General features: G+C 71.1%; 27 protein-coding genes. 14 read left to right on the forward strand and 13 right to left on the reverse strand.

The features are described from left to right. Positions 1 to 25 precede the first annotated feature (25 nt). The gene (gene fxsA / locus ACQPZP_RS35100; protein ID WP_433463696.1) at positions 26 to 220 is read right to left on the reverse strand and encodes an FxSxx-COOH cyclophane-containing RiPP peptide; all 195 of its coding nucleotides are present in this window, start codon (positions 218 to 220) and stop codon (positions 26 to 28) included. 139 nt (positions 221 to 359) lie between these two features. Here fxsA and ACQPZP_RS35105 point away from each other — a divergent pair, with 139 nt between their 5' ends. Further along, a complete protein-coding gene (locus tag ACQPZP_RS35105; protein WP_433473987.1) occupies positions 360 to 1319 on the forward strand; it encodes an effector-associated domain 2-containing protein in 960 nt (319 codons plus the stop codon). Between the two features lie 11 nt (positions 1320 to 1330). Here the strand turns inward: ACQPZP_RS35105 and ACQPZP_RS35110 are convergent, their stop codons facing one another. The 3 genes from ACQPZP_RS35110 to ACQPZP_RS35120 form a co-directional block, all read right to left on the reverse strand. Continuing rightward, positions 1331 to 1516 (reverse strand): hypothetical protein, encoded by a 186-nt coding sequence (locus ACQPZP_RS35110; protein ID WP_433463698.1) that lies wholly within the window; start codon positions 1514 to 1516, stop codon positions 1331 to 1333. Between the two features lie 78 nt (positions 1517 to 1594). After that, entirely contained in the window at positions 1595 to 2440 is an 846-nt protein-coding gene (locus ACQPZP_RS35115; protein ID WP_433473988.1) for an acetate uptake transporter family protein, read from the reverse strand. A gap of 158 nt (positions 2441 to 2598) precedes the next feature. Further along, positions 2599 to 3012 carry an STAS domain-containing protein gene (locus ACQPZP_RS35120; RefSeq protein WP_433473989.1) on the reverse strand — a complete coding sequence of 138 codons (414 nt, stop codon included), beginning with the start codon at positions 3010 to 3012 and terminating at the stop codon, positions 2599 to 2601. A 99-nt stretch (positions 3013 to 3111) separates the two neighbouring features. Here ACQPZP_RS35120 and ACQPZP_RS35125 point away from each other — a divergent pair, with 99 nt between their 5' ends. Further along, a complete protein-coding gene (locus tag ACQPZP_RS35125; RefSeq protein ID WP_433463701.1) occupies positions 3112 to 3357 on the forward strand; it encodes a DUF2630 family protein in 246 nt (81 codons plus the stop codon). A 4-nt stretch (positions 3358 to 3361) separates the two neighbouring features. Here ACQPZP_RS35125 and ACQPZP_RS35130 read toward each other — a convergent pair whose 3' ends face one another. The 6 genes from ACQPZP_RS35130 to ACQPZP_RS35155 form a co-directional block, all read right to left on the reverse strand. Next, positions 3362 to 5008: an L-lactate permease gene (locus ACQPZP_RS35130; protein ID WP_433473990.1), complete on the reverse strand. Its 1647-nt coding sequence runs from the start codon at positions 5006 to 5008 to the stop codon at positions 3362 to 3364. A 94-nt stretch (positions 5009 to 5102) separates the two neighbouring features. Next, positions 5103 to 7208 carry a xanthine dehydrogenase family protein molybdopterin-binding subunit gene (locus ACQPZP_RS35135; RefSeq protein WP_433473991.1) on the reverse strand — a complete coding sequence of 702 codons (2106 nt, stop codon included), beginning with the start codon at positions 7206 to 7208 and terminating at the stop codon, positions 5103 to 5105. Further along, the gene (locus ACQPZP_RS35140; RefSeq protein WP_433473992.1) at positions 7205 to 8179 is read right to left on the reverse strand and encodes an FAD binding domain-containing protein; all 975 of its coding nucleotides are present in this window, start codon (positions 8177 to 8179) and stop codon (positions 7205 to 7207) included. Before ACQPZP_RS35140 ends, ACQPZP_RS35135 begins: the two co-directional genes overlap by 4 nt. Further along, a complete protein-coding gene (locus ACQPZP_RS35145; protein WP_433473993.1) occupies positions 8176 to 8721 on the reverse strand; it encodes a 2Fe-2S iron-sulfur cluster-binding protein in 546 nt (181 codons plus the stop codon). The genes ACQPZP_RS35140 and ACQPZP_RS35145 overlap by 4 nt, the downstream gene beginning before the upstream one ends. A gap of 31 nt (positions 8722 to 8752) precedes the next feature. Further along, a complete protein-coding gene (locus tag ACQPZP_RS35150) occupies positions 8753 to 9619 on the reverse strand; it encodes a Cgl0159 family (beta/alpha)8-fold protein (protein ID WP_433473994.1) in 867 nt (288 codons plus the stop codon). A gap of 36 nt (positions 9620 to 9655) precedes the next feature. After that, on the reverse strand, positions 9656 to 10027 hold the full coding sequence (locus tag ACQPZP_RS35155) for a phage holin family protein (RefSeq protein WP_433473995.1): 372 nt from the start codon (positions 10025 to 10027) through the stop codon (positions 9656 to 9658). A 113-nt stretch (positions 10028 to 10140) separates the two neighbouring features. Here ACQPZP_RS35155 and ACQPZP_RS35160 point away from each other — a divergent pair, with 113 nt between their 5' ends. From ACQPZP_RS35160 to ACQPZP_RS35170, 3 genes are all read left to right on the forward strand, one after another. After that, positions 10141 to 12288, forward strand: coding sequence for a terpene synthase family protein (locus ACQPZP_RS35160; RefSeq protein ID WP_433473996.1), 2148 nt, complete (start codon positions 10141 to 10143; stop codon positions 12286 to 12288). A gap of 131 nt (positions 12289 to 12419) precedes the next feature. Next, positions 12420 to 13010 (forward strand): RNA polymerase sigma factor, encoded by a 591-nt coding sequence (locus ACQPZP_RS35165; RefSeq protein ID WP_433473997.1) that lies wholly within the window; start codon positions 12420 to 12422, stop codon positions 13008 to 13010. Beyond that, positions 13007 to 13987 (forward strand): hypothetical protein, encoded by a 981-nt coding sequence (locus tag ACQPZP_RS35170; RefSeq protein ID WP_433473998.1) that lies wholly within the window; start codon positions 13007 to 13009, stop codon positions 13985 to 13987. The genes ACQPZP_RS35165 and ACQPZP_RS35170 overlap by 4 nt, the downstream gene beginning before the upstream one ends. Positions 13988 to 14065: 78 nt before the next feature. Here ACQPZP_RS35170 and ACQPZP_RS35175 read toward each other — a convergent pair whose 3' ends face one another. Beyond that, positions 14066 to 14593, reverse strand: coding sequence for an NADAR family protein (locus tag ACQPZP_RS35175; protein ID WP_433473999.1), 528 nt, complete (start codon positions 14591 to 14593; stop codon positions 14066 to 14068). Positions 14594 to 14785: 192 nt separating this feature from the next. Here ACQPZP_RS35175 and ACQPZP_RS35180 point away from each other — a divergent pair, with 192 nt between their 5' ends. Then, positions 14786 to 14914 (forward strand): hypothetical protein, encoded by a 129-nt coding sequence (locus ACQPZP_RS35180; protein WP_433474000.1) that lies wholly within the window; start codon positions 14786 to 14788, stop codon positions 14912 to 14914. A gap of 45 nt (positions 14915 to 14959) precedes the next feature. On the opposite strand, the gene ACQPZP_RS35185 is transcribed toward ACQPZP_RS35180, so the two are convergent. Both ACQPZP_RS35185 and ACQPZP_RS35190 read right to left on the reverse strand, forming a co-directional pair. After that, positions 14960 to 16084 carry a mandelate racemase/muconate lactonizing enzyme family protein gene (locus ACQPZP_RS35185; RefSeq protein WP_433474001.1) on the reverse strand — a complete coding sequence of 375 codons (1125 nt, stop codon included), beginning with the start codon at positions 16082 to 16084 and terminating at the stop codon, positions 14960 to 14962. A 68-nt stretch (positions 16085 to 16152) separates the two neighbouring features. Beyond that, complete coding sequence (locus ACQPZP_RS35190; protein WP_433474002.1) at positions 16153 to 17211, reverse strand: LacI family DNA-binding transcriptional regulator; 1059 nt, start codon at positions 17209 to 17211, stop codon at positions 16153 to 16155. A 141-nt stretch (positions 17212 to 17352) separates the two neighbouring features. On the opposite strand from ACQPZP_RS35190, the gene ACQPZP_RS35195 reads away from it, so the two are divergent. The 8 genes from ACQPZP_RS35195 (at position 17353) to ACQPZP_RS35230 (ending at position 26906) form a co-directional block, all read left to right on the forward strand. After that, the gene (locus ACQPZP_RS35195; RefSeq protein ID WP_433474003.1) at positions 17353 to 18222 is read left to right on the forward strand and encodes an ABC transporter permease; all 870 of its coding nucleotides are present in this window, start codon (positions 17353 to 17355) and stop codon (positions 18220 to 18222) included. A 97-nt stretch (positions 18223 to 18319) separates the two neighbouring features. Continuing rightward, positions 18320 to 19342, forward strand: a complete 1023-nt coding sequence (locus ACQPZP_RS35200) for an ABC transporter substrate-binding protein (RefSeq protein WP_433474004.1) — start codon at positions 18320 to 18322, stop codon at positions 19340 to 19342. Positions 19343 to 19362: 20 nt separating this feature from the next. Then, the gene (locus ACQPZP_RS35205) at positions 19363 to 20172 is read left to right on the forward strand and encodes an ABC transporter ATP-binding protein (RefSeq protein ID WP_433474005.1); all 810 of its coding nucleotides are present in this window, start codon (positions 19363 to 19365) and stop codon (positions 20170 to 20172) included. Between the two features lie 117 nt (positions 20173 to 20289). Then, the gene (locus tag ACQPZP_RS35210) at positions 20290 to 21435 is read left to right on the forward strand and encodes a Gfo/Idh/MocA family protein (protein ID WP_433474006.1); all 1146 of its coding nucleotides are present in this window, start codon (positions 20290 to 20292) and stop codon (positions 21433 to 21435) included. A gap of 35 nt (positions 21436 to 21470) precedes the next feature. Further along, the gene (locus tag ACQPZP_RS35215) at positions 21471 to 22550 is read left to right on the forward strand and encodes a dihydrodipicolinate synthase family protein (RefSeq protein WP_433479726.1); all 1080 of its coding nucleotides are present in this window, start codon (positions 21471 to 21473) and stop codon (positions 22548 to 22550) included. Continuing rightward, complete coding sequence (locus tag ACQPZP_RS35220; RefSeq protein WP_433474007.1) at positions 22550 to 23350, forward strand: sugar phosphate isomerase/epimerase family protein; 801 nt, start codon at positions 22550 to 22552, stop codon at positions 23348 to 23350. The genes ACQPZP_RS35215 and ACQPZP_RS35220 overlap by 1 nt, the downstream gene beginning before the upstream one ends. A gap of 31 nt (positions 23351 to 23381) precedes the next feature. Beyond that, the gene (locus ACQPZP_RS35225; protein WP_433474008.1) at positions 23382 to 24686 is read left to right on the forward strand and encodes a hypothetical protein; all 1305 of its coding nucleotides are present in this window, start codon (positions 23382 to 23384) and stop codon (positions 24684 to 24686) included. A 126-nt stretch (positions 24687 to 24812) separates the two neighbouring features. Further along, entirely contained in the window at positions 24813 to 26906 is a 2094-nt protein-coding gene (locus ACQPZP_RS35230; protein WP_433474009.1) for a PQQ-dependent sugar dehydrogenase, read from the forward strand. Positions 26907 to 26919: the final 13 nt, after the last annotated feature.

Below are 26919 nucleotides of genomic sequence, written 5' to 3' on the forward strand. Positions count from 1 at the left end.
GACCGTTTTCAGCCACGCGTGCAGTTTATTCCGGCACCCGGTCCGCCGGTGGCATGTTGGAGTCGAAGCCCGCCACCACCTCGCCGCGGCCGGCGCTCTCCTCCCGTACCCGCCGCACGGCCTCGCCCAGCACCGTCCCCTCGTACGCGCGCAGCCGGGTCAGGCTGAGGCCGCTGACATCGAGGGTCTCCGTCTTGATCGGGTCGTCCGCACAGGCCACGGAGCGCCCTCCTCTCTGGCCGATCACCCGATGAACATCCTGGTGCCTACGGTAGTCCGGCGGAACGCTTGCCGGGACGACCGGGACGGGGCAGAGTGAAACCGGGTCGTGGGGCGCTCACGGGAGGGGCTTCGGTCATATGCCGGATGCCGGGGTCGAAGGTCCGCGCTGGCACCCTTCCGGGCATTGCGCCATCGTCGCCTGCGACATCGCGGGGTTCGGCGACACGGCCCGCACCGACGACGTGCGGCGGCACATGCGCGACGCGCTGTACCGGCGGCTGGACGTCAGTCTCGCGGCCGGGGGGATCACCCTGGCCGGCTGCTACTGGGAGGACCGCGGCGACGGCGCCATGATCGCCGTCCCGCCCGGCGTCCCCGTCGAGCCGCTCCTGGTCGACGTCGCCGACATGCTGCGGGCCGAGCTGAGCCGCTACAACAAGACCGCCGCCGAGATCGCGCGGATCCGGCTGCGCGTCTCGGTGCACACCGGCGAAGCCGGGTTCGACGGCCGCGGCCTGGTCGGGACGGCCGTGAACCACGCGTTCCGGATCCTTGAGGCACCCGCCTTCAAGGAGTCGCTGCGGGAGTCCGGCGCGTGGTTCGCGCTGATCGTGTCCCAGCGGGTCTACGAGGACGTCGTCCAGCACGCGACGGGACGGATCGTCCCGGACGACTACCGGCGGATCGACGTGTCGGTGAAGGAGACCGACGGGCCGGCCTGGATCCGGGTCCAGGGCGCACGGGTCCAAGGCCCGGACGGCGGTCCGGTCTCCGCGGGGGAACTGGCGACCATGAGCCCACCGGCGGTCCATGCCGGGGCGGACCGGCCGACGATCTTCGATCTCGTCGACCGGATGCTGGAGATACCGCTGCTGTCGTCCCCGCGGGGCCGCGACCAGGTCGTCGGCCTCCTCCGCCGGGACGTCGCCGGCGCCATCTCCCGGCAGCCGGAGGCGCGCATGGACTGCGTCTCGATCCTCAACACCTGCCTGGACTACCCCGGCGCGCTGAAGGAACTGGTCGACGTCACCAAGGGGCTCGCCGGAGACGCCCTCTCCGTCCACCGCCTGGAACAGGCCATCGCCCGGTTCCTCTGAGGGGACGGGCGTCAGGCGTGCTCGGTGCGGAGGTGGTGGTTGAGGGTGGCCAGTTCAAGGTGCGGCTGGTGGCAACGGGCACAGGCCCAGACGCCGCTGGGCACGGTGAAACCGCGCGCGGCCGCGTCGTCGCGCGCGCAGAGCAGGGTGTAGGTCTGGACGAGGCGCCGCCACGTCCGCCGGACCGCCGATGACATTCCCGCTCCCTCCCGAGCCGAACGTTCCCGATCGGACCAGGATAAGGCAACGGGAATGTCAAGGCGACACGCCGAAGATCATTGCCCGATCTTCACGCCGGGCTCCCCCATCGGGTACTCCAGCGGCCAGGTCGCCCGGCCGCCCGCGGCGGCGGCGCCCCTCCGCGTCTTGAGAAGGGGCAGGATCGTGCGACCGAAGCTGTTCTGGAACATCAGCGCGGCTGCGATGTAGAGGCAGAGCACCGCGGCCACGACGAACAGCCAGCCGCCGGTCTTCAGCGCCCAGTCGGACGGCGAGAAGAAGCCGCCGGAGGTGAACCCCGCGGCGCCGGCCAGGCAGAGGAGCATGAGCGACAGCGCCATGCTCTCGCCGAGCGCGGCCAACGCGCCGATGGCGGTGATCGCCGCCAGGGCCACGAACCAGAACGCGTAACCCTCGCGGAGGGTACCGAGGGTCGGCACCAGCGCCAGCGGTACCGCGCCGATGCTGACCAGCATGAAGAACAGCCCCCAGCCGATCCAGAACGCGCCCCACATGCCGTGCATCACGGTGGCGAGGCCGTCACGGGCGCGGTAGGCCCACATGCCGGCCAGGAACTGCGCGATGCCGCCGAAGGTCAGCACGAACGGCCAGAGGATCAGCGGGGTGCCGACCCCGCCGTACCAGTCCGCCTGCCAGGCGCCCACCATCATGGCCGCCCCCGCCAACCCGAAGAGCCCGAGAATGGACGGCGCCGCGATCGGCTGCAGGAAGACGCGGGTCCGGTCCTCCCACAGCGCATGCTCGGCCGTGCCGCCGTCCCCTCTGCCGGGAACGGCCGTGGCCGCGCCTTCCGCCGGCATGGCCGCGCCCTGGCCGCCCATCGCGGATCCGGTGTGCTCGCCCGACGACGGCGAAGCCGCATGCTCTCTACGCCTTGCCATGATCCCCCCTTTGGATCGGAGAGCTTTCAGTGCCTCCTAACCCGGGGTTGGGGTGTCAAACAATCGGACAGACGCGTTGTACGGGAGCAAATCGGAACATTTGCGGCGAAATCAGTCTTACGTGATGATCCGATGACCATCGGCTCCCGCGGCCGCGGTCAGCGGCGGGGGCGGCAGTGGATCTCCAGGCCGGGGGACGTGTTCCAGCCGATCAGCGTGAAGAGCCGGTCGATGTGCGGCGAGACCGCGTGCAGGACGAGGAGGCGGTCATGGTCGTGCAGGTCGCGCGCGGCCTTCGTGAACGCGCGCAGGCCGGCGACGTCCATGAACTCGACCGCGGCCAGGTCGACGTGCAGGTCGCCGCGCTGGCGGGCCTGGACGGCGTGCAGCGCGTGGGCGACGTCGGAGGCGTTGGACACGTCGATCTCACCGGACAGCAGCAACCGGGGCGAGGCCGACGCCGCGGCGATGCGCAGCAGCGCGGTCTCGTGTTCGACGATGTCGTAGCAGGGCTCCGCCCGCGCACCGGATTCGAGGCCGCCCTCGCCGTCGGTGATCCGCCAGACCGTCATCTGCTCCTCGCCCTCGACGGGGCGCCGCTACCGGGCGCGGCCCCGTATATGCCAGGCTCTCACCTGTCGGCACCTTCTGAACCCCACCGGACGGATTTCATGGACGAGAAGTCGATCCTGGAACGTATCAACGAGTTCATCGAAGAGGAACACGCCCTCCGGCAGGCGCATGAGCGGTCAGAAACGACGAACGCCGATGCCCAGGAGCGGCTCCGCCGGCTCGAGGTGGCACTGGACCAGTGCTGGGATCTGCTCCGGCAGCGGCGGGCCCGCGTCGCGGCGGGACAGAACCCGGACGAGGCCCAGGTCCGTCCCGCCGCCGAGGTGGAGAACTACCGGCAGTAGGCCGTCACGGGACCATCCAGCCGAGGACGCCGGTGGCCTGGAGGCCCGACAGCAGGCACATGCCGGCGAGGAACAGCAGGCTCCAGAGGACGACGCGGCGGAAGATGTCGCCCTCGCGTCCGTCCAGGCCGACGGCCGCGGCCGCGATGGCGAGGTTCTGCGGGGACACCATCTTGCCGAGGACGCCGCCGGAGCTGTTGGTCGCGGCCATCAGCACCGTCGACAGGTCGGCCTTGTTGGCGGCGGTGACCTGCAGGGCGCCGAACAGCGAGTTGGACGAGGTGTCCGAGCCGGTGACGGCGGTGCCGAGCCAGCCGAGGATCGGGGACAGCAGCGCGAAGCCGCCGCCCGCCCCGGCCATCCACGTGCCGAGCGTGACGGTCTGCCCGGACGCGTTCATCACGAACGCGAGCGCGAGCACGGCCATCACGGTGATGATCGCCCACCTGAGCTGGACGAGGGTCGTCCAGTAGGCGCGCACGGCCTTGCCGAAGCCGACGCCGAGGACGGCCATGGTGATCAGCCCCGCGACGAGCATCTGCGTGCCGGGCGTCGTCAGGTAGTTGAAGTTGAAGGTGGGCAGGGTCAGCGGCTTGCCGGTCGGGCCGGTGAGGTCGAGTCCGGGCCAGGAGAACGTCCGTGTGGCCTTGTCCAGGAAGTCCTTGACCTGGTCGATCTGGCAGACGACGAAGACCGCGATGATGATCGCGTAGGGGGCGTAGGCGCGGGCGACCTCCGCGCGCGAGTCCCCGGTGTCGCCGCCCTCGACGCGGGCGGCGAACTCGGGGGTGGGCTCGTCGGCGGCGCCGCCGGCGACCGGAGCGGGCCTCGCCGCGGCCGCGGAGGGCCGCAGCCGGACGACCAGGACGACGGCGGCGGCCGAGACCAGGGACGCGACGACGTCGGCGAGCGGCACGGAGATGAAGTTCGCGGTGACGTACTGGGCGACGCCGAACGCGGCGCCGCAGAACAGGGCGGTGGGCCAGGTCTCGCGGAAGCCGCGCCGCCCGTCCACGATGTAGACGAGGACGAGCGGGACGAACAGGGCGAGGATCGGGGTCTGCCGGCCGACCATGGCGCCGAGCGTGTCGCTGGACTCGCCGGTGACCTTGCCGAGCGTGAGGATCGGCGTGGCCATCGCGCCGAACGCGACCGGCGCGGTGTTGGCGGTGAGGGCGAGGACGGCGGCCTTGAGCGGCTGGAAGCCGAGCGCGATCAGCATGACGGACGTGACCGCCACGGGCGTGCCGAAGCCGGCAAGCGCTTCCAGCAGCGCGCCGAACGAGAACGCGATCAGCACCGCCTGCAGCCGGTTGTCGTCGCTGACCTGTGCGAACGAGCGGCGGAGCACGTCGAAGTGGCCGGTCGTGACGGTGATGTTGTAGACCCAGAGCGCGTTGATGACGATCCACAGGATCGGGTAGAACCCGAACGCGGCGCCTTCGGTGCCGGCCAGGAACGCCTGGTCGGCCGGCATTCCGTACGTCCAGATCGCGACGGCCAGCGACACGGCCAGCGCGATCAGGGACGCCGGCCACGCGCGCATGCGGACGCCGCCGAGCAGGACGAACAGCACGGCCAGCGGCAGCGCGGCGACCAGGGAGCTCCAGCCGAGCGAGTCGGCGACGGGATCGAGGACCTGCTGGTACACGGCGATCACCTCGCGGGTAGGAAGCGCCCCCGAGCACGTGATCGATACCCACGTCCATGACGTGGATCACCTTGATAGTGAACTTTTCAATCGGTCAGAGGTCCGGCAGGAGCCGGGACGGGGTGATGGGCAGGTCGCGGACCCGGACGCCGGTCGCGTGATGGACGGCGTTGCCGACGGCGGCCGCCGCGCCGACGATGCCGATCTCGCCGATGCCCTTGGAGCCCATCGGGTTCAGGTGCGGGTCGGACTCCTCCACCCACATCGCGTCGATGTCGCGGACGTCCGCGCAGGACGGGACGTGGTACTGGGCGAGGTCGCGGGTGAGGTAGTCGCCGAACTCGGTGTCCATGACGCTCTCCTCCATCAGCGCCATGCCGATGCCCATCGTCATCCCGCCGATGAACTGGGAGCGGGCGGTCTTCGGGTTGATGATCCGGCCGGCGGCGAACACGCCGAGCATCCGGCGGACGCGGACCTCACCGGTGTCGGCGTCCACCTCGACCTCGGCGAACTGCGCACCGAACGCGTGCCGGGAGTAGTCCTCCCGCGCCTTGAGCTCCGCGGCGGTGTCGGCGGACGCCTCGACGCCCTCCGGCGGCACCGAGCCCTTTTCCGTGTGGGGGGACGACCCCCCACGCCCCCCGGCACCCGCACCGTTCAGCTTGCCGCGCAGGGCCTCGCAGGCTCGGACGACGGCAGTCCCCCAGCTCGCGGTCCCGGCGGAGCCGCCCGCGACGGACGCCCTCGGGAACGTGCTGTCGCCGATCTCGACGTTGATGTTTCCGAGGTCCTCCTTGAGCGTCTCCGCGGCGATCAGTGCCAGGGCGGTACGGGCGCCGGTTCCGATGTCGGCGGCGGCGATCCGGACGGTGAACGTCCCGTCGGACTCCGCGCGTGCCAAGGCCTGGTTGGGCATCTGGTAGGCGGGATAGGTGGACGACGCCACGCCCATGCCGACGAGCTTGCGCCCCTCCCAGCGGATACCGGGTACTGGGTTGCGGGCCGCCCATCCGAAGCGCTCCGCGCCTTCCCTGAGGCAGGCGACCAGGTTGCGCGAGCTGAACGGCAGGCCGCTCTCCGGGTCGCGGTCGGTGTCGTTGCGGATGCGGAACTCGATGGGGTCGATGCCCGCGGCGACGGCGAGTTCGTCCATCGCCGATTCGAGTGCGTACACGCCGGGTGTCTCGCCTGGGGCACGCATCCAGGAGGGTGATGGCACGTCCAAGGCCACCACACGGTGAGACGTACGCCGGTGTGCGGCCTGATAGAGGATGCGGGTCGGTGTCGTGGTCTGCTCGGCGAACTCTTTGACGGTGGACGTCTGCTCGGAGGCCTCGTGCAGGATCGCGTTCAGCCGTCCGTCCGGGTCGGCGCCGAGCCTGATGCGCTGGATGGTCGGAGTCCGGTAGCCGGTGGTGGCGAACATCTGCTGGCGCGGTACGGCGAACTTGACCGGACGCCCTGCGGCGCGCGCGGCCATCGCCGCGATGACGGCGTTCGGCCTGGGCAGCCCCTTGGAACCGAACCCGCCGCCGACGTGCGGCGACACGACATGCACCTGGGTCGGGTCAAGACCGAACACCTTGGCCAGCGTGGCTTGGACAGCCGATGCGCCCTGGTTCGAGTCGTAGAGCGTGAGGGTTCCGTCCTCGTTCCACTGGGCGATCGTGGTGTGCGGTTCCATCGGGTTGTTGTGCTCGGCAGGAGTCGTGTACGTGACGTCCACTTGCACCGCCGAGTCCCTGAAGGCGTCCTCGGGTTCGCCCTGCTCGGTGTCCGCGGGGAAGACGGGATTCACCCTGTCGGGCTTGTAGAGGCCCGGATGGTCGGCGCGGAGCCTGACATCCGGCGCCTCTTCCGAGTACTCGACGTGGAGGAGCCGGGCCGCTTCCCGGGCGGTCTCCAGCGTCTCGCCGACCACGGCCGCGATGAACTGGCCGCGGTAGGAGACCGTCCGCGACTGGAACACGGCCAGCTCGCCGTCTGAGACGTCGCTCAGCTCGGGGGCGTTCTCGCAGGACAGGACGGCGAGCACCCCCGGGAGCCTCAGCGCGGCCTCGGTGTCGACCGCCGTTATCCGGCCTTTCCCCACGCTCGCCTGGACCGCGGCGACATACGCGACGTTCTCCACTGGATACTCGAACGCGTACCGCGCCGCCCCGGTGACCTTCTCGCGGCTCTCCAGCCGGTCGGTCATGACCCCTCCCCCAGCTCGGTGAGCGTCTGGACGATCAGGTTGCGCGCCAGCGGCACCTTGTAGGCGTTGTCGCGCAGCGGTTCCGCCGCTTCCAGTTCGGCTTCGGCGGCGCGCAGGAACGACTCTCGTGTCGCCTGGGCGCCGCGGAGGATCTCTTCTGCGCGCCACGCCCGCCACGGCTTGTGGGCTACGCCGCCTAGGGCCAGCCTCACGTCTCGTACCTGGCCGGCGTCCACGTCTAGGGCCGCCGCAATGGAGACCAGCGCGAAGGCGAACGACGCGCGTTCCCTGACCTTTCGGTAGCGCGACGGCACGCCCAGCGGAGGAACCTCTACGGCGGTGATGAGGTCGCCTGGTTCCAGCGTGGTGTCGCGTTGTGGCTCGTTGTCGGGCAGCCTGTAGAAATCCTCAATGGGGATCGTTCTCTCGCCACCGCGCCCCTGGATCCGTATGGACGCGCCAAGGGCCGCCAGGGCAACCGCCATGTCGGACGGGTGCGTCGCCACGCACGCCTCCGAATGACCCAGGATCGCCAGGTTGTGGTGCTCGCCTTCCCGTGCCGGGCACCCGCTGCCTGGGTTCCGCTTGTTGCAGGGCTTGGAGGCGTCCTGGAAGTAGGAGCAGCGTGTGCGCTGGAGCAGGTTCCCGCCGACCGTCGCGAGGTTGCGGATCTGTCCGGATGCCCCCGCGAGAACGGCCTGCGCCAGGACGGGATGCCCTTCGCGCACGGTCCGGTCTGCGGCAAGCGCACTGTTGCTTACGGCCGAGCCGACGATGAGGCTTCCGTCCGGGCGCAGTTCGATCTGGTCGTACGGGAGGTGCGCGACATCCACGAGCCTGGACGGCTCCTCCACTCCGAGCCGCATCAGGTCCACAAGGTTGGTACCGCCACCAAGATAGACGGCTCCGTCGTTGTGCCTCTGTAGGGCGTCTTCGGCGCTTGTGGCGCGCTCGTAGGCGAAGGGCCTCATGCTTCCGCCGCCTCCTTGCGCTGCGAAGCCTGCCTCAGGGCCGCGACGATGCCGACGTAGGCGCCGCACCGGCACAGGTTGCCGCTCATACGCTCACGGATCTCGTCGTCGTCCAGCGCCGGTTCGGAGCCAAGGTCGTCGGTCACCGCACTGGGCCAGCCGCGTTCGGCCTCGTCCAGTACTCCCGTCGCAGAGCAGAGCTGGCCTGGAGTGCAATAGCCGCACTGGAAGGCATCGTTCTCGATGAACGCCTCTTGTACGGGACTGAGCCGTCCGTTCTGCGCCAGCCCTTCGACCGTGACGATCTCCGCGCCGTCATGGGCGACGGCCAGCGCCAGGCACGCGTTGGCGCGGCGTCCGTCGACCAGGATGGTGCAGGCCCCGCACTGGCCGTGGTCGCACCCCTTCTTCGAACCCGTCAGCCCTAGATCCTCACGCAGAACGTCCAGCAGAGACGCGCGTGTGTCGACGTTGAGCCGGTGCTCTGTACCGTTCACGAGCAGGGTGATACCGGCGTGTACCGGAGTGGCTTCGCTGTCCATGCCCGGGTGCCTACCCCGGATCTGCCGTCGGTCACAAGACGTCGACGGCCGCGTCCACGGCGCTCCGGACGTCGCCGTCCGGCGGATACAGCAGTGAACGACCGGCCACGAGCCCCATCACGCCCGGGATGCGCATCGCGCGCCGCCAGCCGTCCAGCACGGCGCGCGTGTCGCCGGCGACCTCACCGCCGAGCAGCAGGGCGGGAAGCGTCGTCGCCGCCACGACACGTTCCATCTGCGCAACGACCGGGATCTTCAGCCATGTGTACGCCGACGTGGTCCCCAGGCCGGACGCGACCGACACCGCGCGGATCATCCCCTCGGGCGTCAGCAGGTTCCGGACGCGGCCGTTGATCCGGTGCGCGACGAACGGCTCCACCATCGCCATCAGCCGGTGCCGTGCGAGCCCCGACACCGCCCGCGCACAGCCCTCCAGCGTCCGGGCGGTCGCCGGATCGGCGTCCTCGATCCGCAGCAGCATCTTGCCGCCGTCCAGCCGCGCGGCGGCGATCGCGTCGGCGTCGTAGGCGGTGAACCGGTCGTCGATCTCGAAGGACGTCCCGGCGAGGCCGCCCCGGTTCATCGAGCCGATCGCGAGCCGGCCGTCCAGGACGCCGAGCAGCATCAGGTCTTCCAGGACGTCGGGGGTGCCGAGGACGCCGTCGACCCCGGGCCGGTCGAGGGCGACGCAGAGCCGGTCGAGCAGTTCGCTCCGGTCGGCCATCGCCACCGGGTCGTCGCCGACGCTCACCGCGCCGCGCGCCGGATGGTCCGCCGCAATGACCAGCAGCCGGCCGGACGCGCCCACCGGACGCTCGCGGCGCTCGCGTCCGGCCGCCGCCTCGGCGACCGCCTCGGGCCGCGCGGCCCGCACGCCGGTCAGTTCGCTGATGCGCACCCGCCGAGCCTCCTGACGCCCCGCCACGCCTGCCGATCAGCCGGAGTCAGAGACGATCTCCACGACCTGCCGGGCCGTCTCCGTCGGCAGCGGCGCCGGCAGCCCCTTCCATCTGCGGGAGGCGGCCACCGCGGCGGCGCCCGCCCCGCCCCCGTAGACGGCGGCGGCGACGAAGGACGCCAGCTCGGGCGGCAGCTTCTTCTCCAGCAGCAGCACGTTCATCCGGTAGGTGGCCGCCGTCGCGAGGACCCCCAGGGTCCCGGCGACGGCGCCCAGCCGGAGCGCGGGGACGCGCTGCCTGGCCTTGTCGATCATCTCCTGCTGCGCCGCCTCGGCCACCCGCCGGACGAGCGCGAGGTTCTGCTCCAGCGGGTCGCCGGCCTGCACCGGTTCACGCGACTCCGTCATGACCTCGCTTTACCCGGAGACGAAGGGTGGAATCGGGCGAGCAATGTCTCACCGTAAGTAACTTTGCATGTGCTGTAAGTTGCCGAACCGGACCCCGACAGAGAGGCCGGCCGATGCAACCGTTCGAGCTGCCCGACTTCTACGTCCCGTATCCGGCCCGGCTGAACCCGAACCTTGAGGCCGCGCGGACGCACACGATGGCGTGGGCGCGGGAGATGAGGATGCTGGACGAGGTCCGCGACCCCGGCACCCCGGACATCTGGGACGAACGCGCACTCGAAGCGATGGACTACCCCCTGCTGTGCGCCTACACGCACCCCGACTGCGACGGCCCGGAACTCGACCTCATCACCGACTGGTACGTCTGGGTGTTCTACTTCGACGACCATTTCCTGGAGGTGTTCAAGAAGCCGCATGACCAGGAGGGCGCACGGGTCTATCTCGACCGGCTGCCGCTGTTCATGGCGCTCGCCTCCCCGGAACCGGTGAACGCCGTCGAGCGGGGGCTGGCCGACCTGTGGGCCCGGACCGTCCCGGCGAGGTCGGACGCCTGGCGGCACCGTTTCGCCGTGAGCACACTGAATCTGCTGCGCGAGTCGTTGTGGGAGTTGTCCAACATCTCGGCCGGGCGCATTCCGAACCCGGTCGAGTACATCGAGATGCGGCGCAAGGTCGGCGGGGCGCCCTGGTCGGCGGACCTGGCGGAGCACGCGGCGGGCGTCGAAATCCCCGAGCGCGTGGTGGGGACACGGCCGTTGCGCGTCCTCAAGGACACCTTCTCGGACGCCGTGCACCTGCGGAACGACATCTTCTCCTACCAGCGCGAAACCGAGTCCGAGGGCGAGGTGAACAACTCCGTCCTGGTGATGGAGCACTTCCTGTCGGTGGCGCCCCAGATCGCCGCCGACACGGTGAACGATCTGCTGACCTCCCGCCTGCGCCAGTTCGAGAACACCGCCCTGACGGAACTGCCGCAGGTCTTCGAGGACCACGCGCTGGATCCGGCCGAGCGGGCGAGCGTCGCCGCCTATGTGAAGGCGCTCCAGGACTGGCAGTCCGGCGGCCACGAATGGCACCTGCGCTCCAGCCGGTACATGAACAAGAAGTCCCTCGGCATGTCCGCCGCCCGCATCCCGGCGCTGCTGAGGTCGGCGCGGATCAGCCTCCCCCATGTGCCGTTCCAGAAAGTGGGGCCTACCCCGCTGCCCGAATTCGACGTCCCCTACCCGCCCCGGGTGAACCCGCACCGCGAACGCGCCGGGCGGAACGTCATCGCCTGGGCGCGCGAGATGGGCATGTTCGACCCTCATCCCCGCCTGCCCGTCCCGATCTGGAACGCGGAGCGGCTCACCGGCATGGCGTTGGAGATCTGCGCCGCCGCCCTGTCTCCCGACGCCGACCCCGAGGCTCTCGACCTCGCGACCCAGTGGCTGGCCGTCGGAACCTACGGCGACGACTTCTTTCCCGCCGTCTTCAACCGCGACCGCGACATGGCGGGCGCGAAACTCTTCAATGCCCGCGTCCCCGGCTTCCTGCCCCTCGGGTGCGGCGCCACCCCGCCGCCGGAGAGCGCCTTCGAAAAGGGCCTCGCCGACCTGTGGCGGCGCACCGCCGCTCCGATGTCCGGCCGCGGCCGCCGTGAGTTCCGCGCGACCGTCGAGCGCATGGTGGAAAGCTGGCTGTGGGAGCTGAACAACCATCTGCAGGCGCGCATCCCCGACCCCGTCGACTACATCGAGATGCGGCGGCACACGTTCGGGTCCGAGATGACGATGAAACTCTCCCGCATCGGGCACGAGCACGAGATCCCCGAGCACGTCTTCGAAACCCGCACCCTCCGCGAGATCGCCGTCTCCGCGATGGACGTCGGCTGCCTGCTGAACGACTGCTTCTCCTACCAGAAGGAGATCGAGTACGAGGGCGAGCTGAACAACGGCGTCCTCGCCGTCGAGAACTTCTTCGGCTGCGGGCGCGACGAGGCGCTGCCCATCGTCAACGACCTCATCACCTCACGCCGGCGCCAGTTCGAGCACCTGGCCTCCGCCGAACTCCCGGCCCTGTGCGACGAACTCGGCCTGGACGCCACCGCCCGCACCGCCCTGTCCGACCATGTCGAGGAACTGCGCGACTGGATGGCCGGGATCCTCACATGGCACCGCGAGTCCGATCGCTACGACGCACGGGAGACCGCTCCGCGACCACCCGCGCCCTCGGGGCTCGGCATGTCCGCGTTCCACCTGTTCACGCGGTCGGGTCGCTGACCTTCCGCCGCCGCGTTCCCAACTGATCATCGACATGCGGAGAAAGGGCGAAATGCCGGCCCGCATGCGGACATGTGTCCTGCGTATGGTCAATTCGCCGCGCCCAGGGGCGCGCGACGAGAGGAGCGGGCTTGCCATCCTCCTTGCAGGACTCCCATCCGCCCGATGACGGGCGGCGGCGTTTCGAGGCGGTCTACACGGCCCATCGCGCCCGGATCCTCGGGTACGCGCTGCGCCGCACAGCCGATCCGCAGGACGCCGCCGACGTCCTGGCCGAGACGTTCCTGACCGCCTGGCGGCGGCTGGACGACGTCCCGCCCGGCGATCAGGCCCGGCTGTGGCTGTACGGGGTGGCCCGCCGCGTCCTGGCGAACCACCACCGCGGCGAGCGCCGCCGGTCCGCGCTGGCCGCCGATCTGGCCGGGCAGTTGCGGATCGATCTCGCCGCGCACCGTGTGCCCCGGCCGGAGGGGGAACCGGCCGCGATCGCGGCGGCCTTCGGTGAGCTGTCCGAGGGCGACCGGGAGCTGCTGTCCCTGGTCGGCTGGGAGGGGCTGGACCACGGCGAGATCGCCGCCGTGCTGGGCTGCTCGCGCAACGCGGTGCGGATCAGGCTGCACCGGGCCCGGCGCCGGTTCGCTCGCGGACTCGACCGCCACGGCGCCCACGACCCGCGCACCCACGCAATGTCCGCAGCGGTCATCAACGGAGAACGCGCATGAACCACGACATCGACACGCTCATCGGCCGTATCACCCCCGTCACCGACGCCCGTGCCGCCGAACTGCTCACCGACGACGCCGCCGACGACCTCGCCAGGCGGATCACCACCGCGACGGCCGGGAGCGACGAACCCGCCGCCGTCCCGGCCCGGGGCCGGCGCAAGCTGACCATCGGGCTGCCGCTGCTCGCCACGGGGGTGGCCGCCGCGGCGGTCGCCGTCGCGCTGGTCACGCAGTCCGGGGACCCGGGGGCCCCCGGGCGGTCCACGCCGACCCAGGCCACGCACGGCCCGAATTTCCAGCTGGCCTCCGCGCTCAGCTTCACCCGCAAGGGCCGCTACCTCGACGTGCGGATTCGCGACCCTTACGCCGACCCCAAGCGTTACAAGGAGGAGTTCGCCAAGCACGGTTTGAACGTCGGCCTGAGTCTGGTGCCCGTCTCGCCCTCGATCGTGGGGACCGTCGTGATGGAGGACACCAGCGAGGGCACTCGCCCGGACGACATCCGCGACATCCGCATCAAGGGCGCCTGCAAGGTCCCCAGCGGCGGGAACGACTGCACGGTGGGTGTGCGGGTCCGGATCGGCTACAAGGGCAGCGCCGCCATCGTCTTCGGCCGCGCGGCACGCCGCGGTGAGAAGTACACGAGCACCGCCCAGGCGGAAGCGCCCGGAGAGGCCATGCACGGGATGGTGTACCGCAAGCAGCGCCTGTCGAAGGTGCTGGCAGCGCTGAAGAAGCGGAACGTCACCGTGCCCGAGTACCGGGTCGAAGTGGGCGACCAAACCCAGGCCCGCTACCCGGGTCAGGTGCCTGGGGACTGGTACGTCCATGACGCCGTCCCATGGGCGGACGGTCAGGTGCTGCTCTTCGTCGGTCCCAAGCCCACCGCGGAACAGGGACAGCCAGCGGGGACGCCGGGAGCCCCGGTCCCGTCGAGCCCTCCGGCGGAGCCCAGCGCGCCCCCCACGAGCTGACCGCGCCGACCGCCGCACCCACGGCCCGCCCCGCTCGCGCGGCGGCGGGCCTCGGCGCTCCTGACCACCGCCAGGCCGTCAGGACGGCAGTGAGTCGCGGGCGGTCATCAGGGCGAAGCCCAGGAGGTTCAGGCCGCGCCAGGCGGTCACGTCTTCGGCGCGGGGATCGTCGGCGGTCAGGCCGATGCCCCAGACCCGGTCCAGGGGGCTCGCCTCCACGAGAATGCGGTCGCGGGTGCCCAGCAGGTAGTCGCGAAGATCTTTGTTCTGGGCGAACTTGGCCTCGTTGCCTCTTGTGACGATCGCCGCGCGATTGTCCTGCCAGATCCGCTCGTCGAAGTCACGGACGCGGCGGCCAAGATCTTTGGCGCGGCGGGGATGGGCGGCGGCGACGATGGCCGCGGCCGTTTCCTCGTCGCCGAAGAGACGGGCCTTTTCGGCCATCATGTAGTGCTCCGCGGTCGCGTAGACGGTGCCTTCCACGGTGAAGGGGGACGGCCACCACTGGCTGAGGTAGCCGCGGCCCGGGGTCTGGTGCCCCCAGAAGAACAGGAACTTCAGGCGGGTGCCCTGGTTCTGGAGGCGGGTCAGCTCGGCTACGTCCATGCAGAGAGGGTGCCAGGCGCGGGGTGGCGCAGACCACTGGGTTCACCGGAATGATTGATCGTTTCGCGGGGTTGAAAACGGATGTCGCGGGCCGGGTGAGGGCTCGCGGTCTAGACCATTTTGCGAAACCGGGTGGGTCGTCGGGACCATCTTCTGATTCGGCCCGGCCCGAACAGGAGGACGGCAGTAACAATGGACAATGCTCTGGCGAACCCTCGTCGCACCAAGATCGTCGTGTGGCCCGAGCGGCGGCCGGCGGATTCGGACTCCGAGCGTCCCGCGGAGCCCGAGGCGACCGAGCACGAACTCGCCGCGCGCTGACGATAGATCAGGGCCCGTCCGGATCTCCGGGCGGGTTCTTCGTCTCTAGAGGACGTTGACCGCCAGGTCGCGGACGGTCTTCTCGTCCACTTCCACGCCCAGGCCCGGGCCGTCCGGAACATGGGCGGTGCCCTTGGAGACCTGGACGGTCGGGCCCGCGTACGGGGACTCGATGAACTGGCGGCCGTTCAGGTCGACCGGCGTGCCGAGACCGTAGGCGGCGAAAAGGTGCAGGGACGCGGCCAGGCCCAGGTCGGAGTCGGTGAGGCCCGAGCCCATCAGCGGGACGCCGCAGTCCTCGGCGAGTGAGCAGAGCCGCCGGGAGAGCGTCAGGCCGCCGGTGCGCTGGACCTTCGCGATCGCGATGTCGACCGCTTCCAGCCGGACGAACGTGGCCAGGTCGGACGGGTGGCGGAGGCTCTCGTCCAGTGCGACGGGGATCGGGCAGGTGTCGCGGAGGCGGCGCAGGCCGGCGATGTCGTTGGCCGGCAGCGGCTGCTCGAAGGCCGAGACGCCAAGGTCCTCCAGGCGGCGCGCCATCCGCAGCGCCGAATGCACCGTGTAGCCCTGGTTCGCGTCGACCCAGAGGGCCGCGTCGTCACCCGCGTGGACCCGGACGGCCTCCACCACGGCCGCGTCGTCGGCATGCAGGCCGACCTTGACCTTGAAGGCGCGGTACCCCAGGTCACGCCCCTCGGCGACGCTGTCGGCCACCTCGTCCGGGGACTGGCCCGACACGACCCAGGCGAGGTCGATCGCCTCGCGGCGGCGCTGCCCCCACATGACGCCCAGCGGAACGCCGGCGGCACGGCCCAGCAGGTCGTTGAGGGCGACGTCCACGGCCGACTTGGCGAGCGGCGCACCGATGCTGAAGCCCCGGTTGACGGCCCGGTCGAAGGCGGTCGTCACGCCGTCCAGGTCCCAGGCGGGACGGCCGATGATCGCGGGTGCGAGGTAGCGGTCGATCGTCGTGACGATGGACTCGGCGGTCTCGTACGTCCAGGCCGGGATGGGGGTCGCCTCGCCCCAGCCGTGCACGCCGTCGGCGCCGACCCTGACCAGGACGCGCAGGCTGGGCCGTCCGGCCACGGCGACCGAGCCGCCGGACACGCCGAACGACCGCCGCGTCGGCAGCGCCACGCAGAACGTCTCGACCCGTTCGATCTTCATTCGCGCCTCCGGGTGGGGCGGCGCGCCCTGCGGCGTCCTGGACGGTGGGACGGCGGGCGCGCCGCGGGTCAGTTGGGCGGGGCGGTGCTCGCGCGCAGCACGACCTCGCCGGCGACGCGCTCGATGCGGCTGCGGCGGGCCGCCGGTTCGCGCAGCGCCAGCCCCATGACGCGCTCGCCCATCACGTTCAGCGGAAGCGCGACGGTGGTCAGCGGCGGAGTCAGGTCGCGGACGATCGGGATGTCGTCGAAGCCGGCGAGCGAGATGTCGCCCGGGACGGAGACGGCGTTGTCGCGGAACGCGGCGAGGGCTCCGATCGCCATCACGTCCGTGACGGCGAACACGCAGGTCGGGCGGTTCTTTAGGCGGAGCATCCCGGTCGCCGCCGCGTAGCCGCCGTCGCGGGTGAACGGGGCCTCGACGACATGCTCTGGCGCGACCTGGACGCCCGCGTCGGCAAGGGCCTCGGTGAATCCGCCGAGGCGGTCGGAGACGGTTGTCAGCTCGCGCGGGCCGCTCAGCACGCCGAAGGAGCGGTGGCCGAGGTCGAGCAGCGCGCGGGCGAGGGCGGCGGCGCCCTCCCGGTTCTGCGGCAGGACGGCGTCCACCTTGAGGCTGCGGTGCCGGCTGAGGACGGCGACGCGGCCGCCGGTGCGCTGGTAGGGGTCCAGCTCGGCGGCCATCGAGCGCTCCCAGTCGCGGTCCTCGAAGCCGGAGCCGATGAGCAGGATCGCGCGGGCCCGCTGGGCGCGCAGCATCGCCACGTACTCGATCTCGCGGGACGGGTCGCGGAACGTGCTGGCGAGCATCACGAGCATCCCGTGCTCGGCGGCGGTGCGCATCACGCCGCGGGCGACGGCGGCGAAGTAGGGGTCGCTCACGTCGTGGCAGATCACCCCGACGGACTTGCTGGACGAGCTGGCCAGCGCCTGCGCGTGCGCGTTCGGCGTGTAGCTGAGCTCGGCCGCCGCGGCGAGGACGCGTTCCCGCAGGTCGGCGCGGACCTGCGTGGTCCCGTTCAGGACGCGGGACGCGGTGGCGAGCGAGACGCCGGCCTCCCGCGCGACGTCCTGCAGGGTCACGTACGCCCGGTCGCCGGCGCGCTCCTCCTCGGCCGCTTCCGTCATCACCGCCCCCTAGGTCGACGCGGGTCAGCGCGGCGGGTTCCTGGCGAAGACCCTCTTGACCGCACCGTGCGCCGCTTCTTACGGTACATCAGAAAGCGCTTTCTGAACGCGCTTTCACAGGCACCCGTCCCGGAGGAACCCATGGTGAGTCAGGGCACGACGACCGCGACGCCCAAGGCGGACGCGGCGGGCGTCGTCGAACGCGGCCGGCCCGGCGCGGGCGAGCGGATCCGCGACGGCCTGGAACGGTCGTGGCGGCCCGTCGCGCTGCTGCTGGCCTGCTTCGCCGCCTGGTGGGCGGTCAGCGCGTTCAAGCTGGTCGAGGCGTACCTCGTCCCCTCGCCGGGCGCGACACTGCGCGTGATGGCCGACAAGTGGGGCTACATCTGGCACCACACCTGGGTCACCACGTACGAGACCCTGATCGGCTTCGCGCTCGCGGTGCTCATCGGGGTCGCCGCCGCGGTGATCATGGTGTACTCGACCACGGTCGAGCGCACCCTCTACCCGATCCTGCTGTTCGCGCAGGTCGTCCCGAAGATCGCGATCGCCCCGCTGTTCGTCGTCTGGCTCGGCTTCGGCATCGGTCCCAAGATCGTCGTGGCGGTGCTGATCGCGTTCTTCCCGGTGGTGATCTCGATGGTCGCGGGGCTCAAGGCGGTGGACCCGGAGATGCTCCAGCTGTCCGCCACGATGGGCGCGGGCCCGATGGCCACGTTCGTCAAGATCCGGCTGCCGGCCTCGCTGCCGCACCTGTTCTCCGGCCTGAAGGTCGCGGTCACGCTCGCCGTCACCGGCGCCGTCGTCGGCGAGTTCGTCGGCGCGAACGAAGGGCTCGGCTACGTGATCCTGCAGGCCAACGGCAACATCGACACCCCGATGCTGTTCGCCGGGCTGCTCGTCATGTCCGCCATCGGCGTCGTGATGTTCGTGATCGTCGAAGTCGCGGAGAAACTGCTGCTCCCGTGGCACGCCAGCCGCCGCGGCGATGCGGTCACGACCACCTACTGAACCCGCCTCACAGAACGTCCGCCCGGAATCCGCCGGGCAGACCGTCCGACACACCAACGGCCGAGAACAACCCACCCCTTTACGGAGGGCCGTCCGAATGAAACTCCGCACTCTCGCCATCGCCGCACTGGTTCCGGTCGTGGCGCTCGCCGGCGCCGCCTGCGGCGGGGACTCCGACGAGACCACCAGCGCTTCGGGCAAGAAGCTGACCAAGGTCACGCTGACCCTGAACTGGTACCCCTACGGAGAGCACGCGCCGTTCTACTACGGCAAGAAGAAGGGCATCTACGAGAAGCACGGCATCGACCTGGAGATCAAGGCGGGGCAGGGCTCGCAGAAGACCGTCCAGGCCGCCGGCGCCGGGCAGACGGACTTCGGCTGGGCCGACACGCCCGCGCTGCTGTCCGCCGTCGACAAGGGGCTGCCGGTCAAGAGCGTCGGGGTCTTCCTGCAGACCACGCCCGCGTCGGTGCAGTCGTTCGCCTCGGCCGGGATCAAGAAGCCGGCCGACCTGAAGGGCAAGAAGATCGCCGGGACGGCCGGGGACGCGCTGGCGCGCACCTTCCCGGTGTTCCTGAAGAAGAACGGGCTGAGCGAGAGCGACGTCCCGGTCCAGAACACCGACCCGGCCGGGAAGATGGCCGCGGTGCTGTCCGGCAAGACCGCCGGGCTGATGGGCTTCGCGAACGACCAGGGCCCGACGATGGCCGACAAGTCCGGCAAGGAGATCTCGTACCTGCGGTACTCCGACTTCGGGCTGAACTTCTACTCCAACGGCCTGATCGTCGGCGAGCGGAAGCTGAAGAGCGACGCCGACGTCGTCAAGAAGATGGTCGCGGCCACGAGCGAGTCGTGGACGGCGGCGGAGGGCGACCAGGCGGGCGCCGTCGCGAGCATGGCCGGCGCGTCCGAGCAGCTCCCGCCGAGCAAGGTCCTCGCCGAGCAGTTCAAGACCACGCTGACGCTGCTGCACACCCCCGCGACGCAGGGCAAGGCGCCCGGGGTCAACACCGAGGACGACTGGAAGACCACGATCGCCACCTTCCAGCAGGCCGGGGTCATCGGGAAGGCGCAGGCGCCGTCGGAGTACTGGCAGGCGTCGGCCGCGCCGCAGGCATGACGGGACGAGCGATGAGGACCATGAGCGAGTCAGCCACCGGAACGGACGAGACCGAGCGGGAGACCGCCGTCAGCCTCGACGGCGTCGCCGTCCGGTTCCGCACCCGCAAGCGCGACGTGACGGCCCTGCGCGAGGTCTCTCTGGACGTCCCGATGGGCGAGTTCGTCGCGATCGTCGGGCCGTCCGGCTGCGGCAAGTCCACGATGCTCAAGCTGGTCGCGGGGCTGCTCAAGCCCTCGTCCGGGAGCGTCCGGCTCCGCGGCGACGACGTCGCCGGCCCGCGCCACGACATCGGGTACGTGTTCCAGCGGGCCGCGCTGCTGGAGTGGCGCAGCGCCCGCAAGAACATCCTGCTCCAGGCGGAGATGCGCAAGATGCCGTCCGAGCAGGCCCGGAAGCGGACCGCCCAGCTGATCGAGATGACCGGCCTGACCGGGTTCGAGGACGCGCTGCCGCACGAGCTGTCCGGCGGGATGCAGCAGCGGGTCGCGCTGTGCCGGGCGCTGCTGCACGAGCCGCCCGTCCTGCTGATGGACGAGCCGTTCGGCGCCCTCGACGCGCTCACCCGGGAGCAGCTCAACATCGAGATGAACCGGATCTGGAGGGAGACCGGGACGACCGTCCTGCTGGTCACGCACTCGATCGCGGAGGCGGCGTACCTGGCGAACCGGGTCGTGGTCATGACCGACCGGCCCGGCTCGATCGCCGAGATCATCGACGTCGACCTGCCGGCCGAGCGCGACTACGCGGCCACCATGGCGCAGCCCGAGTTCGCCCGTGTCACGAGCCGTGTCCGGGGGCTCCTCGGCACGGGTGCGGCAGCGGACTGACCGGCGGCCCCCCAGCGGGCCCGAAAGAAGGCGACCGGCCGGCCCTCCGGGGCCGGGGGTCGCCCCTGAGAGCAACACGCCGACGAACGAATAAACGACAGGCTAGGAAGGAACGGGATGGCACGCAGGTCCATCGGGATCGTCATGAACGGCGTCACCGGCCGCATGGGGTATCGCCAGCATCTCCTCCGCTCGATCCTCGCGATCAGGGAGCAGGGCGGCGTCCGAACGGCCGACGGCACCGTGCTGTGGCCGGAGCCCGTGCTCGTCGGGCGCAGCGAGGCCAAGCTGCGCGACCTCGCGGAGCGGCACGGGCTGACCGCCTGGACGACCGACCTGGCCGAGGCGCTGGCGCGTCCGGAGATCGAGGTGTATTTCGACGCGCAGGTCACCGGCGCGCGGGCCGACGCGATCCGCGCGGCCGTCGCGGCGGGCAAGCACATCTACACCGAGAAGCCGCTCGCCGAGGACCTTGAGGGCGCGCTGTCCCTGGCGCGGCTCGCGGACGAGGCGGGCGTGAAGCACGGCGTCGTCCAGGACAAGCTGTTCCTGCCGGGTCTGCTGAAGCTGAAACGCCTGGTGGACGGCGGCTTCTTCGGCCGGATCCTGTCCGTGCGCGGCGAGTTCGGCTACTGGGTGTTCGAGGGCGGCTGGCAGGACGCGCAGCGTCCGAGCTGGAACTACCGGGCCGAGGACGGCGGCGGGATCATCCTCGACATGTTCTGCCACTGGCGGTACGTGCTGGACGGGGTGATCGCGCCGGTGCGGTCCGTCCAGGCGCTCGGGGCGACCCACATCCCCGAGCGGGTGGACGAGGACGGCAAGCCGTACGAGGCGACCGCCGACGACGCCGCGTACGGGATCTTCGAGCTGGACGGCGGGATCGTCGCGCAGGTCAACTCGTCCTGGGCGACACGGGTTTTCCGCGACGAGCTGGTCGAGTTCCAGGTAGACGGGACGGAGGGCTCGGCGGTCGCCGGGCTGCGGCGCTGCCGCGTCCAGCACCGGTCGATGACGCCGAAGCCGGTGTGGAACCCCGATCTGCCCGCCACCGAGGACTTCCGCTCGCAGTGGCAGGAGATCCCGGACAACGTCGAGTTCGACAACGGGTTCAAGGCGCAGTGGGAGATGTTCCTGCGGCACGTGGCCGACGACGGCCCGTTCCCCTGGGACTTCTACGCCGGCGCGCGCGGCGTGCAGCTCGCCGAACTGGGGCTGCGGGCCTGGCGCGAAGGGCGCCGCCTGGAGGTTCCGGAGCTGTGAAGATAGATCTCCCCGGGTCGCTCGCCCCCTACACGATGGGCGAGCCGCGCACCTACGAGCCGCCCCCCGGGCCCAGCTCGTCGCGGGTCGCGTACGCGGCCGCGCATGTGGTGCCCGGCGGCGACTCGCTCGACTGGGACACGACGCTGGCGTTCCGCCGCCATCTGTGGTCGTACGGGCTGGGCGTCGCGGAGGCGATGGACACCGCGCAGCGCGGCATGGGCCTGGACTGGACGACGACCCGCGAGCTCATCGTGCGGAGCGGTCAGGAAGCGCTTTCAGAAGGCGGCCGGATCGTCTGCGGCGCGGGCACCGACCAGCTGCCCGCCGGGCCCGCGTCGCTGGACGCCATCGTCGCCGCGTACGAGGAGCAGCTCGCCGTCATCGCGTCGGTCTCCGCGGTTCCGGTCCTGATGGCCAGCCGCCATCTGGCCGCCGCCGCGCGGGGCCCGGACGACTACGCCGCCGTGTACGGGAGGCTGCTGGCGCAGGTCGAGCGGCCCGCCGTCCTGCACTGGCTCGGCCCGATGTTCGACCCCGCATTGGAGGGCTACTGGGGCTCACCCGACATTGACGCCGCGGCCGACGCGCTTCTCGCCCTGATCGGCGAGCACGCGTCCCGGATCGACGGAGTCAAGATCTCGCTGCTGGACGCGGGGCGGGAGATCGCCTTCCGCCGCCGGCTGCCGTCCGGCGTCCGGCTCTACACCGGGGACGACTTCAACTACCCGGAGCTGATCCAGGGCGATTCCGAGGGGTACAGCGACGCGCTGCTCGGCATCTTCGACCCGATCGCACCCGCGGCCGCCGCGGCCCTGCGGGCGCTGGACGGCGGCGCCACCGCGTCCTACGAAGAGATATTCGCCCCGACCGTGCCACTGGCCCGCCATCTCTTCGAGACCCCGACCTACTACTACAAGACGGGTGTGGTGTTCCTGGCCTGGCTGACCGGCCACCAGCGGCATTTCCGCATGGTCGGCGGGCTGGAGACCGCACGTTCCGTGCCGCACATGGTCCGCCTCTTCCAGCTCGCCGACGCCGCCGGCCTCTTCCCCGACCCCGGCCTGGCGGCGGACCGGATGCGCGCGTGGCTGACCGTCCAGGGAGCCGCCTGATGAGATTCAGCCTGAACCAGTGGACGACCCGGTACTGGCCGCTGCCCGACCTTGCCGCGGGCTGTGCGTCGTCCGGCGTGACGGGTGTCGGCCTCTGGCGCGAGCCCGTCGCCGAGTACGGCTTGGCGCGCACCGGGAAGCTCATGCGCGACCACGGCCTGACCGTCACGTCCCTGTGCAGGGGCGGCTTCTTCCAGGAGCCGGACGCGCTGGAGAACAACCGCCGCGCCATCGAGGAAGCCGCCGAACTGGGCACGGGCGTCCTCTGCCTGGTGAGCGGCGGGCTGCCGGACGGATCCCGCGACCTGGACGGCGCGCGGGCGCGTGTCACCGACCTCCTCGGCGAGCTCGCGCCCTACGCGGGCGAGCACGGCGTCCAGCTCGCGCTCGAACCGCTGCACCCGATGTACTGCTCGGACCGGTGCGTGGTCGCCACCCTCGGCCAGGCGCTCGACATGGCGACGCCCTTCCCGTCCTCCCAGGTCGGCGTCATGATCGACACCTATCACCTGTGGTGGGACCCGGACGTCTGGACCGGCCTCGCCCACGCGGGCGAGGAGGGCCGGCTGTCCCTGTTCCAGGTCGCCGACTGGGTGACGCCGCTGCCCGAGGGCGTCCTCACCGGGCGCGGCATGCTCGGCGACGGCTGCGTCGAGCTGCGCCGCTTCCGCGAGGCGGTCGACGCCACCGGCTACACCGGGCCGATCGAAGTGGAGATCTTCAACGACGCCGTCTGGGCCATGCCCGGCCCGGAGGCCCTCGCCCTGGCCCTGACCCGTTACGACGAGCACGTCGCGTGACGCGCCGCCACGCGCCCTCCGGCGCCGTGCCGTGACCGCCCGGACGGCGCGCCGCAGGTCCGGGTCGCCCGAGACGGGACGGACCTGGCGGGCCGCGTCGGGCGCCTGGCTCGGGATCGGGACGGCGCCGGGCGCGCTCGTCCTCGGCGCGCAGATCGGCGGGCGGCACGACGGCGCGCTGCCCGTGGTCGTCCTCGCGGTCGGCGGCGCCGTCATGGCGGCGCTGCTCGCCGCGCAGGGGCTGCTCGGCCTGCGGCCGCCGGCCGGAGAGGACGCCGGCATGACCGAGCTGGCACCCCGCTACCTGCCGCCGGTCGCCGAGCGCGCGTTCACCGCGCTGCTCGCGGTCGCGATGGTCGGCTGGTTCGGGTTCAACGTCGGCCTCGGCGGGGCGGCCGCCGCGGCGCTCGGCGGCGTCCCGGACGCGGCCGGCGTCGCGGTGCTGACCGTCCCGCTGGTCGCGGTGCTGGTCGCGGGCGGCGGACGGTGGAACGCGGTCGCGGTCGTCACCACTCTCACCGCGATCGCGCTGATCGGCATCGTCGCGGTGCGGCTCGCGCCGCCCGCGGCGCCGGTGACGTTCTCCAGGGACGGCCCGCCCGGCGTCCTGGTCGCCGACCTCGCCGGGTACGTCGGGTACGTGTCGGTGTTCTCGGTGCGGGCCCCCGACTTCACGGTCGGCCTGCGGGGACGCGGCGACCTCGCGGCCTGCGTCGCGCTCCTCGTCTGCCCGGCGCTCGGCGCCTCCGTCGTCGGCGCCGGGGTCGCGGCGGCCAGCGGATCCACCGACGTCGTCGCGGTGCTGGCGGGCCCGGACGGCCTGCCGGCCGCGAACCTGTTCGTCGCCGCCTCGGTCATCGCTCCGACCTTGGCCGCCGTCCATTCCGGCACCCTCGCGGTCCGCCGTTTCCTGCCCGGAGTGAGCACGTCCGGTGTGGCGGGTGAGGCCGGTACGGGGACTCCGGGTCGCGTCGCAGCAGGCGGCGGTGCGCGGTTCCGGCGGCCGCGGATCGACCGGCGGCAGGCCGTCGCCGTTCTGGCGATCTCGGTGCCGGGGGCGGTGCTCGCCGCCCTGCGGATCGACCGCATGCTGCTTGAGTGGCTGACCGTCCTGGCGGCGGCGCTGCCGGCGCTCGTGCCGCCGATGGCGGCGGAGGCGGCGCGGCGGCGGCGCGGCCGTCCGGGGCGGCCCGTGGCGACGTGGATCTGGGCGCCCGGCGCCGCCGTGGCCGTGGCGCTGACCTTGGCCGGGCACACGGCCGCGGCGCTCATCGGCCTGGTCGTCTCGGTGGCCGGGACGCTCGTCCGCGCGTGGGCGCTCCGGATGCGGACGTGACGCGATGTCCACATGTGGCGGGACCAAATTCGTTCTTGACGTGGGGCGGAGGCGGTCGTAGTTTCGGGAAAGCGCTTCCAGAAAGCGCTTTCCAGCCACCACTACCCCCACCCTTGGACGGCCGGAATGCGAAGAAACCTCAAATGGTGTCTCCTCACGATCGCGGCGCTGCTGCTGCCGCTGCTCGCCGTACCGCCGGCGGCGCAGGCGCGGGACGACGCGCCGATCCTCGACCCGATCCCCGACGACCCCGCCCCCTCCGGCCTCGGCCTCGTGCTGCAGGAGGTCGCGCAGCTTCCGAAGTCGACGCCGACCGGAACCCCGACCGACCCGCGGCTGCTGCGGTGGAACCGCATCAACTACGTCGGTGAGGTCCCCGACCGCTCGGGCCGCCTCTACGTGCCCGACCTGAACGGCAAGCTGTACCTGCTCGACAAGAAGACCCGCAAGCAGCACGTCTACCTCGACGTCGGCGCCACCTTCGCGCCCGACTTCTTCTCCCAGGCCGGGCTCGGACAGGGCTTCGGATTCGTCGCGTTCCATCCCGACTACGCGAAGAACGGAAAGTTCTACACCGCGCACGTCGAGGCGGGGAACGCGCTCACGACGAAGACGCCCGACCTCACGCCGCAGCCGAAGACCGCCTACCACGGCGTCATCGACGAGTGGACGGCGTCCGACCCGAAGTCGAACACCTTCTCCGGCACGCACCGGGAACTCCTGCGCATCGGGTTCGCCGGGCGGATCCACAACCTGCAGCAGATCGACTTCAACCCCAACGCCCGTCCCGGCGACGCCGACTACGGCAAGCTCTACATGTCGGTCGGCGACGGCGGCAACGGCAACGTCGGCGACAACGGCGGCGACCCGCAGAACCTCGGCGTCCCGCAGGGCAAGGTCCTGCGGATCGACCCGGCCGGGAACAACAGCGCCAACGGCAAGTACGGCATCCCCGCCGACAACCCGTACGCCGGGCAGGCCGGCAAGGTCGGCGAGATCTTCGCCTACGGCATGCGCGACCCGCACCGGTTCAGCTGGGACACCGGCGGGACGCACCGGATGTTCCTCGCGCACATCGGCGAGCACGAGATCGAGTCGATCCACGAGCTCTACGCCGGCGCGAACATCGGGTGGAGCGAGCGGGAGGGCGCGTTCACGTTCCGCAAGGACGACCGCTGCCACCTGTACCCGCTGCCCGCGGACGACGCCAAGAACAAGTACGAGTACCCCGTCGCGGCCTACGACCACGACCCGCCCGCCGACTGGAACTGCAGCAGCGACACCGGCCACGCCATCTCCGGCGGCTACGTCTACCGGGGCGCCAAGCTGCCCGCGCTGCGCGGCAAGTACCTGTTCACCGACATCGTGGACGGCCGGCTCATGTACACCGAAGAGTCGGAGATGAAGCACGACGCGACGGGCACGAACCGCGCGCAGATCTACTCGATGACGGCGTACGACACGTCCGGCAAGCCCGTCACGATGCAGGAGCTGGCCGGCGACAAGCGCGTCGACCTGCGGTACGGGTCGGACGCGCAGGGCGAGCCGTATCTGCTCTCCAAGGCCAACGGCAAGATCTGGAAGGTCGTCGGGACGAAGCGGTTCGCGTCCTGCAAGGCGGGCCCGGTCAGGATCGGCCACGTGATGGACGGCGAGAACTGGTCGCCGGTCACCCCGTCCAAGTGGCAGTTCCCGGGTGACCAGGTCATCCTCGCCGAGGCCGGTGAGCAGCGCCCCGGGCCGCGGCGCCCGTTCGAGTACGCGGTGCTCAACAAGGGACCGGCGCTCACCTCGACGCGGATCGACGCCCAGGTACGGCTCGACACACCGGTGTCGGTCAGCAACCGGGACGTGATCGTCGTCTTCGGCTACCAGGACGACACGCACTTCTACTACGCCCATCTGTCCAGCGACAACACCATCTACCCGCACAACGGGATCTTCCTGGTGAACGGCGCGGACCGGCTGCGGATCGACCAGCAGTGGAACGCGAACCGGTCGCACGGCGCCCCGCCGTCCATCAAGGACGAGGCCTGGCACCGGGTCAGCGTGACGCGCTGCGCGGACACCGGCGAGACGGCCGTGTACGTGGACGGGGCGTCCCGCCCGGTCTTCACGACCATCGACAAGACGCTCGGCTCCGGCCGGGTGGGCTTCGGCTCGTTCGACAACATCGGCCGGCTCCGCGACCTCACGGTCCACGGAACCCCAGCGAAGTAACGGCCTCCTCCGG

The sequence above is a fragment of the Spirillospora sp. CA-142024 genome (assembly GCF_050942325.1).
Lineage (GTDB): Bacteria > Actinomycetota > Actinomycetes > Streptosporangiales > Streptosporangiaceae > Spirillospora.

Bases quoted from the DNA above. Each gene is read 5' to 3' on its own strand.
- ACQPZP_RS35120 (WP_433473989.1), bottom strand. From the start codon at position 3,012: ATGACGGTCTGGCGGATCACCGACGGCGAGGGCGGCCTCGAATCCGGT.
- ACQPZP_RS35175 (WP_433473999.1), bottom strand. From the start codon at position 14,593: ATGGACGTAGCCGAGCTGACCCGCCTCCAGAACCAGGGCACCCGCCTG.
- ACQPZP_RS35190 (WP_433474002.1), bottom strand. From the start codon at position 17,211: ATGACGGAAGCGGCCGAGGAGGAGCGCGCCGGCGACCGGGCGTACGTG.
- ACQPZP_RS35110 (WP_433463698.1), bottom strand. From the start codon at position 1,516: ATGTCATCGGCGGTCCGGCGGACGTGGCGGCGCCTCGTCCAGACCTAC.
- ACQPZP_RS35205 (WP_433474005.1), top strand. From the start codon at position 19,363: ATGAGCGAGTCAGCCACCGGAACGGACGAGACCGAGCGGGAGACCGCC.
- ACQPZP_RS35170 (WP_433473998.1), top strand. From the start codon at position 13,007: ATGAACCACGACATCGACACGCTCATCGGCCGTATCACCCCCGTCACC.
- ACQPZP_RS35215 (WP_433479726.1), top strand. From the start codon at position 21,471: ATGGGCGAGCCGCGCACCTACGAGCCGCCCCCCGGGCCCAGCTCGTCG.
- ACQPZP_RS35210 (WP_433474006.1), top strand. From the start codon at position 20,290: ATGGCACGCAGGTCCATCGGGATCGTCATGAACGGCGTCACCGGCCGC.
- ACQPZP_RS35180 (WP_433474000.1), top strand. From the start codon at position 14,786: ATGGACAATGCTCTGGCGAACCCTCGTCGCACCAAGATCGTCGTGTGG.
- ACQPZP_RS35185 (WP_433474001.1), bottom strand. From the start codon at position 16,084: ATGAAGATCGAACGGGTCGAGACGTTCTGCGTGGCGCTGCCGACGCGG.
- ACQPZP_RS35155 (WP_433473995.1), bottom strand. From the start codon at position 10,027: ATGACGGAGTCGCGTGAACCGGTGCAGGCCGGCGACCCGCTGGAGCAG.
- ACQPZP_RS35230 (WP_433474009.1), top strand. From the start codon at position 24,813: ATGCGAAGAAACCTCAAATGGTGTCTCCTCACGATCGCGGCGCTGCTG.
- ACQPZP_RS35220 (WP_433474007.1), top strand. From the start codon at position 22,550: ATGAGATTCAGCCTGAACCAGTGGACGACCCGGTACTGGCCGCTGCCC.
- ACQPZP_RS35140 (WP_433473992.1), bottom strand. From the start codon at position 8,179: ATGAGGCCCTTCGCCTACGAGCGCGCCACAAGCGCCGAAGACGCCCTA.
- ACQPZP_RS35160 (WP_433473996.1), top strand. From the start codon at position 10,141: ATGCAACCGTTCGAGCTGCCCGACTTCTACGTCCCGTATCCGGCCCGG.
- ACQPZP_RS35145 (WP_433473993.1), bottom strand. From the start codon at position 8,721: ATGGACAGCGAAGCCACTCCGGTACACGCCGGTATCACCCTGCTCGTG.
- ACQPZP_RS35200 (WP_433474004.1), top strand. From the start codon at position 18,320: ATGAAACTCCGCACTCTCGCCATCGCCGCACTGGTTCCGGTCGTGGCG.
- ACQPZP_RS35105 (WP_433473987.1), top strand. From the start codon at position 360: ATGCCGGATGCCGGGGTCGAAGGTCCGCGCTGGCACCCTTCCGGGCAT.
- ACQPZP_RS35115 (WP_433473988.1), bottom strand. From the start codon at position 2,440: ATGGCAAGGCGTAGAGAGCATGCGGCTTCGCCGTCGTCGGGCGAGCAC.
- ACQPZP_RS35135 (WP_433473991.1), bottom strand. From the start codon at position 7,208: ATGACCGACCGGCTGGAGAGCCGCGAGAAGGTCACCGGGGCGGCGCGG.
- ACQPZP_RS35195 (WP_433474003.1), top strand. From the start codon at position 17,353: ATGGTGAGTCAGGGCACGACGACCGCGACGCCCAAGGCGGACGCGGCG.
- ACQPZP_RS35125 (WP_433463701.1), top strand. From the start codon at position 3,112: ATGGACGAGAAGTCGATCCTGGAACGTATCAACGAGTTCATCGAAGAG.